Below are 16,118 nucleotides of genomic sequence, written 5' to 3'. Positions count from 1 at the left end.
CGGCAGGTCAGGGATGCGCGTGGACAGGCGTCATGGCGAGGCGCGCGGCGCCGCGGCAGCCTCTTACCCGGGAATCAGCCAGTTGGAGATTGCCACGTCACTTCGTTCCCCGCAATGACGGCCAGGTAAAGAAAGCCATTTGATTTTGAATGTTTTCAGGGTATTAAGTTCTATTTTAGAATAGACTCCAATAATTTATATAAATATAAATATTGATATTCAGGGAATTTCCACCGCCAGCAACGGCTCCAGCAGGGTCTCCGGCGCCAGCCCGTCGGCATCCCGCGGTTGCAGGCGATGCCCGACCACGGCCGCCAGCACGGCCTGGATGTCGTCGGGCAGGACATGGTCGCGCCCGTCGATCAGGGCCCAGGCGCGGGCCCCCTGCAGCAGGGCCAGGCCGGCGCGCGGCGACAGTCCGCTGCGGTAGTGGCCGCTGTCGCGGCTGGTGGCGAGCAGGGCCTGGATGTAGTCCAGCAGGGCCGGACTGGCATGGATGCGGGCGACCGCGGCCTGCAGTTCGGCCAGTTGTTCCGGGCTGAGCAGCGGGGCCTGATCGCGTATCAGTTCCCGGCGGGAGACCCCGGCCAGCAGTTCACGCTCGGCGGCCGCATCCGGGTAGCCCAGATGCAGCCGCATCAGGAAGCGGTCCAGCTGGGACTCGGGCAGCGGGAAGGTGCCGATCTGATAGGTCGGGTTCTGGGTGGCGATGACGAAGAAGGGCTCGGGCAGGGCGCGGGTCGCGCCCTCCAGGGTCACTTGGCCCTCCTCCATCGCCTCCAGCAGTGCGCTCTGGGTCTTGGGCGTGGCGCGATTGATCTCGTCGGCCAGCACCAGCTGGGCGAACACCGGGCCGGGATGGAAGCGGAACTGCCCGCTCTCACGATCGAAGACGGAAATCCCGAGGATGTCCGCCGGCAGCAGGTCGCTGGTGAACTGGATGCGCTGATAGTCCAGGCCCAGCACCGCCGCCAGGGCGTGGGCCAGTGTGGTCTTGCCCACACCCGGCAGATCCTCGACCAGCAGGTGGCCGCGCGCCAGCAGACAGGCCAGCGCCAGGCGCAGCGACTGTTCCTTGCCGAGGATGATGCCGTTGAGGGCCGAGAAGACCGGCGCGATGAAGGGATGCATGAGGCGATGATCGCCAACTCCGGCCGGCCGGTCAAACGGCCGGTCGGATTCCCGGTCCCCAGCGGCACGGGGCTTCAGGCGCAGGCGCTGCAGATGGCCTCCACGTGACGGTGGTCGGTGCCGCAGCAGCCACCGAGCACGTTGAGCCAGGGCAGCTGGCGGCGCAGGCCGCGGTACTGGTCGCCGAGCTCGATGGGATCGCCGGCATCCAGTTCGGTGCAGGCATCGAGCTCGGCATGGCTCAGGCGCGAGGCGTTGGCGCGCAGTCCGCGCAGGCGCGCGCGCCAGCCGGCATCGGTGTGCAGCAGGTGAGCAAAGTGATCGGGATGGGCGCAGTTGAGCATGTAATAGGCGGCGTGACGGTCGGTGGCGGCATCGGTGCGTTCGATCGCCTCACCCAGCGGCTCGCCCGAGGGCAGCCGGCCGTCGGTTTCCACAGTGAAGGATACCGCTATCGGCATGGCGCAGTCGCGCGCGGCCTGGACGATGCCGATGGCTTCTTCGGCATAGTTCAGTGTTAGCACGGAAACCATGTCGGCCTCGGTGGCGGCGAAGCTCTCGATCTGCGCCCGGTGATAATCACGCGCGGTCTCAGCACGCATGCGGATGTCGGCGCGATAGCCGTCGCGGCGCGGGCCCAGGTTGCCACTGATCACCAGCGGGGCCACGGGCGATTCATGCCGGGTGCGCAGTTCGGCCAGCAAGGCCACGGCCCGGCGGTTGACTGCATCGAGGGCGGCGGCGTCATAGCCCAGCTGCGCCCCCCAGTCGGAATTGGCGCGCCAGGTCGGCGATTCCAGTATGAAGCCGAGGCCGCGTGCGCGGGCGATATCCAGATAGCGCAGGTAGTACTCGCGCAGCAGGTCAACCCCGTCGGCGGTGTCGAGCAGGGTGAAGGCGGCGAAACACGGCAGGTCACGGCCCTGATGAAAGACCAGGGTGGTTTCCAGACCGCCGTCGGTCAGGAACAGGCGGTCGCCGAGTTGGGGCAGTTGTTCACGATACAGGCTCATGGTCCTCTCTCCTCTTCAGGCCCGGCGCCATTGCCGGCCCGCCGGGTGGTGTACACTCCTTCTATGCCGGGCCACTAACATAGGCCTGTCGAGCCCCGGCCACTAAAGCCGGTCGGGCAAGGAACCGGACAAAACGGCCATGAGCGAATCCCCCGTCAGCATTGCCATTCTGGTGTATCCGGAAACCACCGCCTCGGTGGTTTACGGGATGCTCGACCTGTTCCGCAGCGCCGGCCGTGACTGGCCTGTGGTGACCGAGGGCCGGCCCGGTCCCGAACTGATGCGTCCCTGGCTGGTGGCGCGCGAGACCGGGGCGCTGGAGATCTGCAACGGCGCCCGCCTGTTTCCCGAGTGCCGCCTTGACGACTGTCCGCCGGCCGACATTGTGTGTGTGCCGGAGGTCAGCCTGCCGCCGGATGCCCCCCTGGCCGGGCGCTATGCCCCGGAGATCGCCTGGCTCGGCGCCCGTTACGCGGATGGCGCCCTGCTGGCCACGGCCTGCTCGGGGGCGATGCTGCTGGCCGAGGCGGGGCTGCTGGACGGCTGCGAGGCGACCACCCACTGGGCCTGGTGCGAGGCGCTGGCGGAGCGTTTCCCCCGGGTGCGGGTCCAGCCGCGCCGCGCCCTGGTGGCCAGCGGGGCCGGCCAGCGCCTGGTCATGGCCGGCGGCGGAACTTCCTGGATGGATCTGGCGCTGTACCTGATTGCACGGAGTGTGGGTTTGGAGGCGGCCATGCAGGTGGCGCGGGTCAATCTCATCGACTGGCACCAGGTCGGCCAGCAGCCCTTCGCCCGCCTGGCCAGCACCCGTCAGGTCGAGGATGCGGTGATCGCACGCTGCCAGGTCTGGATCGCCGAGCACTACGTTGAGCCGAACCCGGTCAGCGCCATGGTCGGGCTGTCCGGACTGGCCGAGCGCACCTTCAAGCGCCGCTTCCGCCAGGCCACCGGCATGGCGCCGCTGGAGTACGTCCAGGCCCTGCGCCTGGAAGAGGCCAAGCAGATGCTGGAGACCACGGATAACCCCATCGAGGCCGTCGCCAACGAGGCGGGCTACGAGGACGCCGGCTATTTCAGCCGCCTGTTCCGGCGCCAGGTGGGCCTGACCCCGGGCCAGTACCGGCGCCGCTTCGGGGCGCTGCGCCAGACGCTCGCAGCCGCCGGCACGGCTTGAGCCGCCGGGTGGGAAAACTGGCGAAAACCGCCGGGGCTGCATAGAATGACCGGCTCTGTCTCTTAAGATTTCCTTGTTGCCAGCCATGCAGGTTCAGGATCAGTTCGATGTCATCGTCGTCGGCGGTGGCCATGCCGGTACCGAGGCCGCCCTGGCCGCGGCGCGCGCCGGCGTGCGCACCCTGCTGCTGACCCACAACATCGAGACCCTGGGCCAGATGAGCTGTAACCCGGCCATCGGCGGTATCGGCAAGGGCCACCTGGTACGCGAGATCGACGCCCTGGGCGGGCTGATGGCCCGGGCCGCCGATCGCGCCGGCATCCAGTTCCGCACCCTCAATGCCAGCAAGGGCCCGGCGGTGCGTGCCACCCGCGCCCAGGCCGACCGCAGCCTGTATAAACAGGCGGTGCGTTCGGTGCTGGAGAACACGCCCAATCTCCATCTCTTCCAGCAGTCGGTGGAAGACCTGATGGTCGCGGGCGGGCGGGTCACCGGGGTGGTGACCGGCATGGGACTCAGATTCGCCGCCCCCTGCGTGGTGCTGACCGTGGGCACCTTCCTGGGCGGGCGCATCCACATCGGCGAGCAGAATTACGCCGGCGGCCGCGCCGGGGACCCGCCCGCCAACGCCCTGGCTGCGCGGCTGCGCGAACTGCCGCTGCGGGTTGAGCGGCTCAAGACCGGCACCCCGCCGCGCCTGGACGGCCGCAGCCTGGATTTCAGCGTCATGCAGGCCCAGCCCGGCGACGCGCCGCGGCCGGTGTTCTCCTATCTCGGCAACTCCGACATGCATCCGCGCCAGGTGGACTGCTTCATCACCCGCACCACCGCGCACACCCATGACATCATCCGCGCGGGCCTTCCCCGCTCGCCCCTGTACAGCGGCGTGATCGAGGGCGTGGGGCCGCGCTACTGCCCCTCCATCGAGGACAAGGTGGTGCGCTTCGCCGATAAGGATTCGCATCAGATCTTCATCGAACCCGAGGGGCTGGACACCCATGAGGTCTACCCCAACGGCATTTCCACCAGCCTGCCCTTCGACGTGCAGCAGGCGCTGGTGCGTTCCATCCCCGGCTGTGAGCGGGCCCACATCACCCGCCCCGGCTATGCCATCGAGTACGATTACTTCGACCCGCGTGACCTGCGCTACAGCCTGGAGACGAAGGTGATCGAGGGGCTGTACTTCGCCGGCCAGATCAACGGTACCACCGGCTACGAGGAGGCTGCCGCCCAGGGCCTGCTGGCCGGCCTGAACGCGGCCCTGCGGGTGCAGGACCGCGCGCCCTGGTGGCCGCGGCGCGACCAGGCCTACCTGGGCGTGCTGATTGACGATCTGATCACCCGCGGCACCAGCGAGCCCTACCGCATGTTCACCAGCCGGGCCGAGTACCGGCTGTTGCTGCGCGAGGACAATGCCGACCTGCGTCTGACCCCGGTCGGGCGCGAGCTGGGTCTGGTCGACGAGGCCCGCTGGCAGGCCTTCAGCGCCAGGCGCGAGGCGATCGAGGCCGAGACCCGGCGGCTGCAGGATACCTGGGTGCGGCCCGGGAGCGCGGCGGCCCGCCAACTCGAGACCGACCATGCCACACCCCTGAGCCGCGAATACCGCGCCCTCGAACTGCTGCGCCGCCCGGACCTTACCTATAATAAGGTCACCGCCCTGGAGGGTGTCGGCCCCGCCCACCCGCAGGCCGGTGTTGCCGAGCAGGTCGAGATCCAGGCCAAGTACGCCGGCTATATCGAACGCCAGCAGGCCGAGATCGAACGCCAGCGTCGCCATGAGGACCAGCCCCTGGCGGAGACCCTGGATTATGATGCCGTCGCCGGTCTGTCGGCCGAGGTGCGTGAGAAGCTGCGCAGCCACCGGCCCCAGACCGTCGGCCAGGCCGCGCGCATCCCGGGGGTGACGCCGGCGGCCATTTCCCTGCTGCTGGTGCACCTGAAAAAGGCCGCCCGGCAGCCGGCACGCCGCAGCGCCTGACAGAGGAACCCACGTGGCATTCGCGAGACGCATCAAGCACAACAAGTCGCACGGCAACCGGCCGCCGCCCGCCATCGACCAGCAGCTGGCCGACGGCATCCTGGCCCTGGGCCTGGCGCTGGACGAGGCCGTGCAGCAGGACCTGCGCGATTTCGTCAACCTGCTGACCAAATGGAACCGGGTCTACAACCTGACCTCGGTGCGCAAGCCGCAGGACATGGTGACCCGCCACATCCTCGACAGTCTGGCCGCCCTGCCCTATGTGCGCGGTCCGCGTATCCTGGACATCGGCACCGGCGCCGGCCTGCCCGGCCTGGTGCTGGCCCTGGCGCGGCCGGAGTGGGATGTGGTGGTGCTGGATTCCAGCAACAAGAAGCTGCGCTTCGTGCGCCAGGTGGTGGCCGAACTGGAACTGGGCAACGTCCAGGTCGAGCATGTGCGGATCGAGGACTATCCGCACGCGGAAAAATTCGATACCGTGATCAGCCGGGCCTTCTCCTCGGTGCAGGACATGTACGACCAGGGCGCCCCGCACTGCAAGCCGGATGGGGTACTGCTGGCCATGAAGGGGGTCTACCCGGTGACCGAGATCGAGTCGCTGCCGGATCCGGGCATCGTCAAGGCGGTGCACCGGCTGCAGGTGCCGGGCCTGGATGCCGAACGCCACATCGTCGAGATTCAGACCGGCTGAGCGTATTTCGTGTGAGAGTAGGTTGGGTTAGGCGCGCAGCGCCGTAACCCAACAATGCCGGCGCGGGTGTCGGGTTACGCTGTCGCTAACCCGACCTACGGTCTTATCCATAGCAAGCCACAGACACATAACAATTGATTAGGTAACCTAGAGCCTTTGCATGACACGAACCCTGGCCATCACCAACCAGAAAGGCGGCGTGGGCAAGACCACCACCTGCGTCAATCTGGCCGCCGCGCTGGCGCTGACCCGCCGCCGGGTGCTGCTCATCGACCTCGATCCACAGGGCAATGCCACCATGGGCAGCGGTGTGGACAAGCACGAGGTCGAGTACAGCAGCTGCGATGTGCTGTTGGGCGAGCTGGATGCGGCCCAGGCAGTAATGAGTTCGGAGGCCGCCGGCTTCGACGTCATGCCGGGCAACAGCGACCTGACCGCGGCCGAGGTGGAACTGCTCAACGCCGAGGACCGCCAGTCGCGGCTGCGCGAGGCGCTGCGCCCGCTGCGCGAGCGCTACGATTTCATTCTCATCGACTGTCCGCCGTCGCTGAACATGCTCACCATTAATGCCCTGGTGGCGGCGGACGCTGTCTTCATTCCCATCCAGTGCGAGTACTACGCCCTGGAGGGGCTGTCGGCCCTGATGGACACCATCGAGCAGGTGCGCGGTGCGGTGAACCCGGATCTGGAGATCGAGGGGCTGCTGCGCACCATGTTCGATGCCCGCAACAACCTGGCCAATCAGGTGGCCGAACAGCTGATCGAGCACTTCGGCGACAAGGTCTACCGCACCATCGTCCCGCGCAACGTGCGCCTGGCCGAGGCGCCGAGCCATGGCATGCCGGTGCTGCGCTACGACAAGGCCTCGCGCGGGGCGCTGGCCTACCTCGCCCTGGCCGGTGAGATGGTGCGCCGGGATCAGGAACGCCGTACCGGGGGTGCCGCGCAGACCGCGGCGGCCTCCACGCACTGACAGGAATCGCAACAGGCATGGCAACGAAGAAACGGGGACTGGGACGCGGACTGGATGCGCTGCTGGGCAGCAGCGCCAAGGGGGCCGCGACGAAGCGCAAGCCGCCCACGGCGGCCCCGGACGAAGCGGCCGGGACGCCCCAGGCGCCTGAGCGCGAGGGCCTGCGCGAATTGCCGGTGGATCTGATTCAGCGCGGCAAGTACCAGCCCCGCCAGGACATGCATACCGAGAGCCTGCAGGATCTGGCCGACTCCATCCGTGCCCAGGGCGTGGTCCAACCCATCGTGGTACGCCCGATCGAGCACAGCGGGAATCAGACCCGCTACGAGATCATCGCCGGCGAGCGCCGCTGGCGCGCGGCCCAGCTGGCCGGCCTGCAGGAGATCCCGGCGGTGGTGCGCGAGGTGCCCGACCGTGCCGCCATCGCCATGGCGCTGATCGAGAATATCCAGCGCGAGAACCTCAACCCGATGGAGGAGGCGCGCGCCCTGCAGCGTCTGCTGCAGGAATTCGAACTGACGCACCAGCAGGCCGCAGAGGCCGTGGGCCGGTCACGCACCTCGGTGACAAACCTCCTGCGCCTGCTCGAGCTGAACGAGGACGTGCGCCAGCTGGTCGAGGCGGGCAAGCTGGAGATGGGCCATGCCCGCGCCCTGCTCGGCGTCAGCGGCACGATCCAGAGCGAACTGGCCCGGGCTGTAACCAGCCGCGGCCTGTCGGTGCGCGAGACCGAGCGCCTGGTCAAGCGCCAGCAGACCGAGCCGGCACGCGGCGGCCGCCCGGCGGCACCGGCGGCCGATCCCAATACGCGGCGCCTGGAACAGGACCTGGCCGAGCGCCTGGGCGCGGCAGTGAAACTCCAGGCCGGGCGCGGCGGCAAGGGCAAGCTGGTGATCAGTTTCAACAGCCTGGACGAACTCGACGGGATCCTCGATCACATCAAGTGACGGAGCGTCATCGGACGCCCCGTCATTGCGAGCAACGCGAAGCAATCTCCAACCGGATGAGCCTGCTGTACGAGATTGCTTCGCGTTGTTCGCAATGACAGCCAAAAAAATCAAATGCGATGGGCGCATAACGTATTTTTATCCGGCCATTGACCCCATCGGTCAGAATATCTATACTGCGCGCCCGTTCGGACGAGGTGCCGAGCAATCTCCATACGAAGTTACGATAGGTTACGCCTGCCGTGTACAGCCGGTCGGCTGGGCAGCTTGGGCAACAGGGCCTCGCGCACGACGGCATGCGTAACATATTGATTCTTCAGCTAATTATATTGTCTCTGGCCGCTGGCGCCCTGTATCTGGCGCGCCCGCCGGAGACCGCGATCGCCTGGCTGTTCGGCGCCGGGATCGCGCTGTCGAATACGGCACTGCTGGCCTGGCGCTCGCATCGGCTGGTTCAACGCCCCGCGACGGATGCCCATCGGGATCTGCGGGCGTTCTTCTTCTCCGCCGTTGAGCGCCTCGTCATCGTCATCATGCTGTTCGTGGCAGGTCTGGGCGCACTCGAGTTGCCGCCGCTGCCGCTGCTCGGCGCCTTCATCGCCGGCCAGCTGGTGCTCATGATTTCAAGCTTCAAGACAGGACTGACAACGCATGGCGAGTGACACCCTGACTTCCGGTGAATACATCAAGCACCACCTGACCAACCTCACCTACGGCCAGCACCCGGACGGCCACTGGGGCTTCGCCCACACCGCCGAGGAAGCCAAGGAGATGGGCTTCTGGGCCATCCATGTCGATTCCATGCTGTGGTCGGTCCTGCTCGGCTTCATCCTGTTCTATGTCTTTCGCAAGGCGGCGAAGAACGCCCACGCCGGCGTGCCCGGCGGGCTGCAGAACTTCTGCGAATGGATCGTCGATTTCATCAACGACACCGTGCGCGGCTCCTTCAGCGGCCGCAACCCGCTGGTCGCCCCCCTGGCCTTCACCGTCTTCGGCTGGATCTTCCTGATGAATTTCATGGATCTGATCGCCGTGGACCTGCTGCCCTGGCTGGCGCAGCTGTTCGGCCAGCACGTGCTGGGCGTGGACCCGCATCATGTCTACTTCAAGGTCGTGCCCACCACCGACCCCAACATCACCTTCGGCCTGGCGCTGGGCGTGTTCGTGCTGATGCTCTACTACTCCATCAAGATGAAGGGCTTCGGCGGCTTCTTCGGCGAACTGGCCTTCCAGCCCTTCCCCAAGTGGATGTTCCCCATCAACCTGGTCCTGGAAGGCGTGTCTCTGATCGCCAAGCCCGTCTCTCTCGCTCTGCGACTGTTCGGCAACATGTACGCCGGCGAGACCATCTTCATTCTTATCGCGCTGATGTACAGTGCCGGGATCGTGATGGCCGGTTTCGGCGGGCTGCTGCAGCTCGGCTGGGCCATCTTCCACATCCTGATCATCACCCTGCAGGCGTTCATCTTCATGACCCTGACTGTGGTGTATCTGGATATGGCGCATCAGGAACATCATTAATACCGATTACGTTTTGACTTTAATCTATATCTAAACTTCAGGAGATAATCATGGAATCTGCACTGCTCTACATCGCTGGCGCACTGATGATGGGCCTGGGCGCACTGGGTGCGGCGGTCGGTATCGGCATCCTCGGCGGCCGTTTCCTGGAAGGTGCCGCCCGCCAGCCCGAGTTGATCCCGATGCTGCGCACCCAGTTCTTCATCGTCATGGGTCTGGTCGACGCCGTGCCGATGATCGCCGTCGGTCTGGCGCTGTACGTGCTGTTCGCCGTTGCGGGTGGCTGATCACGAAGCCGGTCAAGACCGCTTCGAATCCGTGACAAGCCCGTAACCACGAGGTGACGAAATGAATTTCAATGCAACCCTCATCGGCCAGATGATCGCATTCGTCGTCTTCGTGTGGTTCTGCATGAAGTACGTGTGGCCACCGATGATGAAGGCACTGGACGAGCGCAAGAAGACCATCGCCGATGGTCTGGCCGCCGCCGAGCGGGGGCAGCGCGAGCAGGAGCTGGCCGAGGAACGCGCCAAGGAGGCGCTGGTTGAAGCCAAGCAGCAGGCCCAGGAAATCATCTCCCGAGCCGAGAAGCGTGCGTCCGAAATCGTCGAGGAGGCCAAGGCCGACGCCCGTACCGAGGGCGAGCGCATGATCGCCGCGGCCCGCAACGAGCTCGACCAGGAGCTCAACCGGGTCAAGGAGCAGCTGCGCAGCCAGGTCGCTGCCATCGCCGTATCCGGTGCCGAAAAGGTGCTGGAACGCGAGGTCGACGAGAAAACGCACGATGAGCTGCTGAGCAAGCTCGCCGCCCAGATCTAGGTAGAAACGCCATGGCCGAACTCACCACTATCGCGCGACCCTATGCCCAGGCGGTGTTCCGTCTGGCGCGGGAGCAGCAAAACCTGGATGCCTGGTCCGACATGCTCGGCCTGATGGCCGTCGTGGCGTCGGATCCGGACATGCAGCGCCTGCTCGACAACCCGCGCCTGACCGAGGATCAGCTCGCCGGTTTCTTTCTGGAGATCTGCGGCGAGCGGCTGAACGCGGAAGGCAGGAACCTGGTCAGGGTGCTGGCCGAGAACCGGCGCCTGGCCGCCCTGCCCGAGATGTTCCGGCTGTATCAGGAGCACAAGAGCGCGGCCGAGGGCGCGATCAAGGCCGAGCTGATCACCGCCTACCCCGCCACCGAGGCGCACAAGGCCACTGTCCTGGAGGCGCTCAAGCAGCGCTTCGGGCGCGAGGTGGAACTGGAGTGCAGAACCGACCAGAACCTGGTCGGCGGTGCGATCATCCGCGCGGGCGATACCGTTATCGATGGTTCGGTCCGGGGCAAACTGGCCCGTCTGGCCACCGCCCTGAGCCACTGAGAGGAATACATCAATGCAACTGAATCCGACTGAAATCAGCGAGCTGATCAAGAGCCGCATCGAGAAGTTCGAGGGCGCGGCCGAGGCCCGGACCGAAGGCACCGTGGTGTCGCTCACCGACGGCATCGCCCGCGTCCACGGCCTGGCCGACGTCATGGCCGGCGAGATGCTGGAGTTCCCCGGTGACGTCTACGGCATGGCGCTGAACCTGGAGCGCGACTCCGTCGGCGCGGTCATCCTGGGTGACTACAAGAACATCACCGAGGGTGACACCGTCAAGTGCACCGGCAAGATCCTGGAAGTCCCGGTCGGCGAAGGCATGCTCGGCCGCGTGGTCGACGCCCTGGGCACCCCGGTCGATGGCAAGGGTCCGGCCGAGACCAGCATCACCTCCCCGATCGAGAAGATCGCCCCCGGCGTCATCTGGCGCAAGTCGGTGGACCAGCCGGTGCAGACCGGTCTCAAGTCCATCGATGCCATGGTGCCGATCGGCCGCGGCCAGCGCGAGCTGATCATCGGCGACCGCCAGACCGGTAAGACCGCGGTGGCCGTCGATGCCATCATCAACCAGAAGGGCACCGGCGTTAAGTGCATCTACGTCGCGGTGGGGCAGAAGAACTCCTCGGTCGCCTCCGTGGTGCGCAAGCTGGAGGAACACGGCGCCATGGAGCACACCATCGTGGTCGCCGCCACCGCCTCCGAATCCGCCGCCATGCAGTACATCGCCCCCTACGCCGGCTGCGCCATGGGCGAGTACTTCCGCGACCGTGGCGAGGACGCCCTGATCGTCTACGACGATCTGACCAAGCAGGCCTGGGCCTACCGTCAGGTCTCACTGCTGCTCAAGCGTCCGCCGGGCCGCGAAGCCTATCCGGGCGACGTCTTCTACCTGCACTCCCGTCTGCTGGAGCGCGCCGCGCGCGTCAACGAGGAATACGTCGAACGCGAGACGGGCGGCGAGGTGAAGGGCAGGACCGGCTCGCTGACCGCCCTGCCGATCATCGAGACCCAGGCCGGCGACGTGTCCGCCTTCGTGCCGACCAACGTCATCTCCATCACCGACGGCCAGATCTTCCTGGAGTCCGACCTGTTCAACGCCGGTATCCGCCCCGCCATCAACGCGGGTCTGTCGGTATCGCGCGTCGGCGGCGCGGCCCAGACCAAGATCATCCGAAAGCTCGGCGGCGGTGTGCGCCTGGCCCTGGCCCAGTACCGCGAGCTGGCGGCGTTTGCCCAGTTCGCCTCCGATCTGGACGAGGCCACTCGCAAGCAGCTTGAGCGCGGTCAGCGGGTTACCGAGTTGATGAAGCAGAAGCAGTACACGCCGCTGTCCATCGCCGAGATGGCCGTGTCGCTGTATGCCGCCAACGAGGGCTATCTCGATGACCTGGACAACAACAAGGTGGTCGATTTCGAAGCCGCGCTGCATGCGCATATGAAGTCGCACTTCACCGATCTGATGAACCAGATCAACGAGTCGGCCGACTACAACGACGAGATCGCGGCCGGCCTGAAGAAGTGCGTCGAGGACTTCAAGGCCAACGGCGCCTGGTAAATGCACCGGCAGGAGCGGATGTATCCGCTCCTGCATAACGAGCTGGAATTATAGATATGGCTGGCGCGAAAGAGATACGCACCCAGATCAAGAGCATCCAGAACACGCGCAAGATCACCAAGGCCATGGAAATGGTGGCGGCGAGCAAGATGCGCAAGGCGCAGGAGCGCATGGTCGCCTCGCGCCCCTATGCCGAGAAGATCCGCAGTGTGGTCGCGCACGTCGGGCATGCGCATCCCGAGTACAAGCACCCTTACCTGATCGAGCGCGAAGTCAGGCGGGTGGGACTGATCATCATCTCCACCGACCGCGGTCTGTGCGGCGGCCTGAACATCAACCTGTTCAAACAGGTCATCGGCCGCATGAAGGAATGGGATCAGGCCGGCTACGAGATCGATCTGGCCGTGCTGGGCAACAAGGCGCTGCAGTTCTTCAAGCGCATCGGCGGTAACATCGTTGCCCAGGCCACCCACATGGGGGATGCACCCTCCATGAGCGATATGATCGGCAGCGTGAAGGTGATGCTGGATGCCTATGACGAAGGCCGGATCGACCGCCTGTACATCGCCTCCAACGAATTCGTCAACACCATGACCCAGACGCCGACGGTCGAGCAGCTGCTGCCGGTCGCGCCGAGCGAGGAAAAGGAGCTGGTCCATCACTGGGACTACATCTACGAACCGGACTCCAAACCGGTCATGGACAACCTGTTGATGCGCTACATCGAGTCGCTGGTCTACCAGGGCGCGGTGGAGAACGTCGCCTGCGAGATGGCCGCGCGCATGGTCGCCATGAAGGCCGCCTCCGACAACGCCGGGAACCTGATCGACGAGTTGCAGCTGGTCTACAACAAGGCCCGCCAGGCCGCCATCACCCAGGAGTTGTCCGAGATCGTCAGCGGCGCCGCGGCGGTATAAGGCACACGGATTCCGAGACCGGATCGCGCCATGCAGCTGGACATGTTTTCAGCCGAATCAAGCGATTCGAACGACAAAGATTCAGACTTACGAGAGGACATCAACATGAGTTCGGGCAACATCGTTGAAATCATCGGCGCCGTTGTCGACGTGGAATTCCCGCGCGATTCGGTGCCCAAGGTCTACGACGCGCTCAAGGTGAAGGACCTCGACATCACCCTGGAAGTGCAGCAGCAGCTCGGTGACGGCGTGGTGCGCACCATCGGCATGGGCAGTACCGACGGCCTGCGTCGCGGACTGGACGTGGACAACACCGGTGCGCCCATCTCGGTGCCGGTCGGCAAGGGCACCCTGGGCCGCGTCATGGACGTGCTGGGCAATCCGGTCGACGAGGCCGGCCCGGTCGAGACCGACGAGAAGCTCCCGATCCACCGCACCGCCCCGGCCTATGCCGATCAGGCGGCCAGCGTCGAGATCCTCGAGACCGGCGTCAAGGTGATCGATCTGATCATGCCCATCGCCAAGGGCGGCAAGGTCGGCCTGTTCGGCGGCGCCGGCGTGGGCAAGACCGTGACCCTGATGGAACTGATCCGCAACATCGCCATCGAGCACTCCGGCTACTCGGTGTTCGCCGGCGTCGGCGAGCGTACCCGTGAAGGCAACGACTTCTATCACGAGATGAAGGAAGCCAACGTGCTCGACAAGGTGGCCCTGGTGTACGGCCAGATGAACGAGCCGCCCGGCAACCGCCTGCGCGTGGCCCTGACCGGCCTGACCATGGCCGAGTTCTTCCGCGACGAGGGCCGTGACGTGCTGATGTTCATCGACAACATCTACCGCTACACCCTGGCCGGCACCGAGGTCTCGGCACTGCTGGGCCGCATGCCCTCCGCGGTGGGTTACCAGCCGACCCTGGCCGAGGAAATGGGCGTGCTGCAGGAACGCATCACCTCCACCCGCACCGGCTCCATCACCTCCTTCCAGGCCGTGTACGTGCCCGCGGACGACCTCACCGACCCGTCCCCTGCCACCACCTTCGCCCACCTGGACGCAACACTGGTGCTGTCGCGTCAGGTCGCCGAGCTCGGCATCTACCCGGCCGTGGATCCGCTGGACTCCACCTCGCGCCTGCTGGACCCGCTGGTCATCGGCCAGGATCACTACGACACCGCGCGCGCCGTGCAGGGCACCCTGCAGCGCTACAAGGAACTGCGTGACATCATCGCCATCCTGGGCATGGATGAGCTGTCCGAGGAGGACAAGCTGGTCGTGGCCCGCGCGCGCAAGATCCAGCGCTTCCTGTCGCAGCCCTTCTTCGTGGCCGAGACCTTCACCGGCGCGCCCGGCAAGTACGTCAGCCTGAAGGACACCATCAACGGCTTCAAGGCGATCGTCAACGGCGAGTACGACCACCTGCCCGAGCAGGCCTTCTACATGGTCGGCACCATCGACGAGGCGGTCGAGAAGGCCAAATCGCTTTAATCGCGTGCCGCGCGCCGGCCGCCGCAGCCCGCCCTCACCCCGGGCGGCCGCGGTCCGCTGGCGGGCACGCCAAGTGGGACTAGAATCATGGCTATGACCCTTCATGTGGACATCGTGAGTGCCGAGGCGGCGATCTTCTCCGGCACCGCCACGATGGTCTTCGCCCCGGCGGAGATGGGCGAGGTTGGCATCGCGCCCCGCCACACCCCGCTGCTCAGCCGACTCAAGCCCGGCGAGGTGCGGGTCCAGGACGAGCATGGCGAGGAGCACACCTTCTTCGTCAACGGCGGCATGCTGGAGGTGCAGCCGCACGTGGTCACCATCCTGTCTGATTCCGCCCTGCGCGCGAAGGACCTGGATGAGGCCGCCGCGCTGCAGGCCAAGCAGGAGGCGGAAAAGACCCTGGCCGAGAACAAGGCCGATATCGACTACGCCAAGGCCCAGGCCGAACTGGCCGAGGCGGTGGCCCAGCTGCGCACCATCCAGAAGCTGAAGAAATCCAAGTAATTCCACTGTCATTGCGAGGCGCGAAGCGCCGCGGCAATCTCCAACCGGCTGCTGCCTTGTCACGAGATTGCCACGCTTCGCTCGCAATGACGGCAAAGCAGACAGGGGGCAGCCAACGGCTGCCCCCTGTTCGTTTGCGCCACCCGGATACGATAGAATGGGAAGTCATACCCGCAACCAGGAACGGTCGAATGTCCGAGCAACGCATCGCCCCCAACAAGCTCGTCGCCATCACCTACAGCATCAAGGATGAGGCGGGCGAATTGCTGGAGCACAGCGACATGCCCATCAGCTACATCCACGGCGGGCGCTCCGACCTGTTCGAGAAGATCGAGGCCGCGCTGGAAGGCAGGCAGGTGGGCGAGATCGTCGAGGTCAGTCTGGCGCCTGAGGAGGCATTCGGCGAGTACGATCCCAGCCTGACCTTCACCGACGACCTCGACAATGTCCCGGAGCAGTATCGCCAGCTCGGCGCCGAGGTCGAGATGCGCAGCGATCAGGGTGAGAGCCGGGTGTTCCATGTCACCAATATCGGGAACGGCAAACTGACCGTGGACGGCAATCATCCCTTCGCCGGCAAGACACTGACCTTCACCGTCGAGGTCAAGGACGTTCGCGACGCCACCGCCGAAGATATCGCGGCGGCCGGCGAAGGTGCCGGGGAGCAGTTGCACTAAAGCGGGTACGGCCGATGACCGCTATGACAAAAAGTATCGGATAAGCGTAACTTACATAATCCCCCTCCCCCTTTGGGGAGAGGGCCAGGGTGAGGGGTCAGGTCAGCCGCCATGATCCCCTCACCCCAACCCCTCTCCCGGAGGGAGAGGGGCTGAATTGACCGCCAGCGGAGTCCGGAATC

At 65.8% G+C, this 16,118-nt stretch carries 17 protein-coding genes; 15 read left to right on the top strand and 2 right to left on the bottom strand.

Features of this window, described 5'->3' with window-relative positions:
* Positions 1-219: 219 nt before the first annotated feature.
* A complete protein-coding gene (locus COW1_RS12660; protein WP_096363881.1) occupies positions 220-1,131 on the bottom strand; it encodes a MoxR family ATPase in 912 nt (303 codons plus the stop codon).
* Between the two features lie 74 nt (positions 1,132-1,205).
* Entirely contained in the window at positions 1,206-2,144 is a 939-nt protein-coding gene (locus COW1_RS12655; protein ID WP_201344386.1) for a homocysteine S-methyltransferase family protein, read from the bottom strand.
* Between the two features lie 139 nt (positions 2,145-2,283).
* On the opposite strand from COW1_RS12655, the gene COW1_RS12650 reads away from it, so the two are divergent.
* From COW1_RS12650 to COW1_RS12580, 15 genes are all read left to right on the top strand, one after another.
* On the top strand, positions 2,284-3,318 hold the full coding sequence (locus COW1_RS12650) for a GlxA family transcriptional regulator (protein ID WP_201344385.1): 1,035 nt from the start codon (positions 2,284-2,286) through the stop codon (positions 3,316-3,318).
* An 85-nt stretch (positions 3,319-3,403) separates the two neighbouring features.
* Positions 3,404-5,299 (top strand): tRNA uridine-5-carboxymethylaminomethyl(34) synthesis enzyme MnmG, encoded by a 1,896-nt coding sequence (gene mnmG, locus COW1_RS12645; RefSeq protein ID WP_201344384.1) that lies wholly within the window; start codon positions 3,404-3,406, stop codon positions 5,297-5,299.
* A 13-nt stretch (positions 5,300-5,312) separates the two neighbouring features.
* Complete coding sequence (gene rsmG / locus COW1_RS12640; RefSeq protein WP_231971542.1) at positions 5,313-5,990, top strand: 16S rRNA (guanine(527)-N(7))-methyltransferase RsmG; 678 nt, start codon at positions 5,313-5,315, stop codon at positions 5,988-5,990.
* Positions 5,991-6,150: 160 nt separating this feature from the next.
* Entirely contained in the window at positions 6,151-6,963 is an 813-nt protein-coding gene (locus tag COW1_RS12635) for a ParA family protein (protein WP_096363889.1), read from the top strand.
* A gap of 17 nt (positions 6,964-6,980) precedes the next feature.
* The gene (locus COW1_RS12630) at positions 6,981-7,910 is read left to right on the top strand and encodes a ParB/RepB/Spo0J family partition protein (RefSeq protein ID WP_201344383.1); all 930 of its coding nucleotides are present in this window, start codon (positions 6,981-6,983) and stop codon (positions 7,908-7,910) included.
* Between the two features lie 296 nt (positions 7,911-8,206).
* Positions 8,207-8,572 carry an ATP synthase subunit I gene (locus tag COW1_RS12625; RefSeq protein ID WP_096363893.1) on the top strand — a complete coding sequence of 122 codons (366 nt, stop codon included), beginning with the start codon at positions 8,207-8,209 and terminating at the stop codon, positions 8,570-8,572.
* Positions 8,562-9,431 (top strand): F0F1 ATP synthase subunit A, encoded by an 870-nt coding sequence (gene atpB, locus COW1_RS12620; protein WP_096363895.1) that lies wholly within the window; start codon positions 8,562-8,564, stop codon positions 9,429-9,431. Before COW1_RS12625 ends, atpB begins: the two co-directional genes overlap by 11 nt.
* A 50-nt stretch (positions 9,432-9,481) precedes the next feature.
* The gene (atpE, locus tag COW1_RS12615; RefSeq protein WP_096363897.1) at positions 9,482-9,718 is read left to right on the top strand and encodes a F0F1 ATP synthase subunit C; all 237 of its coding nucleotides are present in this window, start codon (positions 9,482-9,484) and stop codon (positions 9,716-9,718) included.
* 61 nt (positions 9,719-9,779) lie between these two features.
* Positions 9,780-10,250 carry a F0F1 ATP synthase subunit B gene (locus COW1_RS12610; RefSeq protein WP_096363899.1) on the top strand — a complete coding sequence of 157 codons (471 nt, stop codon included), beginning with the start codon at positions 9,780-9,782 and terminating at the stop codon, positions 10,248-10,250.
* A gap of 11 nt (positions 10,251-10,261) precedes the next feature.
* Positions 10,262-10,798, top strand: a complete 537-nt coding sequence (locus COW1_RS12605; protein ID WP_096363901.1) for a F0F1 ATP synthase subunit delta — start codon at positions 10,262-10,264, stop codon at positions 10,796-10,798.
* 13 nt (positions 10,799-10,811) lie between these two features.
* Complete coding sequence (gene atpA / locus COW1_RS12600) at positions 10,812-12,353, top strand: F0F1 ATP synthase subunit alpha (protein WP_201344382.1); 1,542 nt, start codon at positions 10,812-10,814, stop codon at positions 12,351-12,353.
* A gap of 56 nt (positions 12,354-12,409) precedes the next feature.
* Positions 12,410-13,270: a F0F1 ATP synthase subunit gamma gene (gene atpG, locus COW1_RS12595; protein WP_201344381.1), complete on the top strand. Its 861-nt coding sequence runs from the start codon at positions 12,410-12,412 to the stop codon at positions 13,268-13,270.
* A gap of 105 nt (positions 13,271-13,375) precedes the next feature.
* On the top strand, positions 13,376-14,752 hold the full coding sequence (gene atpD / locus COW1_RS12590) for a F0F1 ATP synthase subunit beta (protein WP_201344380.1): 1,377 nt from the start codon (positions 13,376-13,378) through the stop codon (positions 14,750-14,752).
* Positions 14,753-14,839: 87 nt separating this feature from the next.
* Positions 14,840-15,259, top strand: coding sequence for a F0F1 ATP synthase subunit epsilon (locus COW1_RS12585; protein ID WP_096363907.1), 420 nt, complete (start codon positions 14,840-14,842; stop codon positions 15,257-15,259).
* A gap of 191 nt (positions 15,260-15,450) precedes the next feature.
* Positions 15,451-15,936, top strand: coding sequence for a peptidylprolyl isomerase (locus COW1_RS12580; protein ID WP_096363909.1), 486 nt, complete (start codon positions 15,451-15,453; stop codon positions 15,934-15,936).
* Positions 15,937-16,118 lie beyond the last annotated feature (182 nt).

The organism is Thiohalobacter sp. COW1 (assembly GCF_016629505.1).
Classification (GTDB): Bacteria; Pseudomonadota; Gammaproteobacteria; order Thiohalobacterales; family Thiohalobacteraceae; genus Thiohalobacter; species Thiohalobacter thiocyanaticus_A.
Note: the sequence above shows the minus strand (reverse complement) of the source record. Positions and strands in the feature narration are given on the sequence as shown.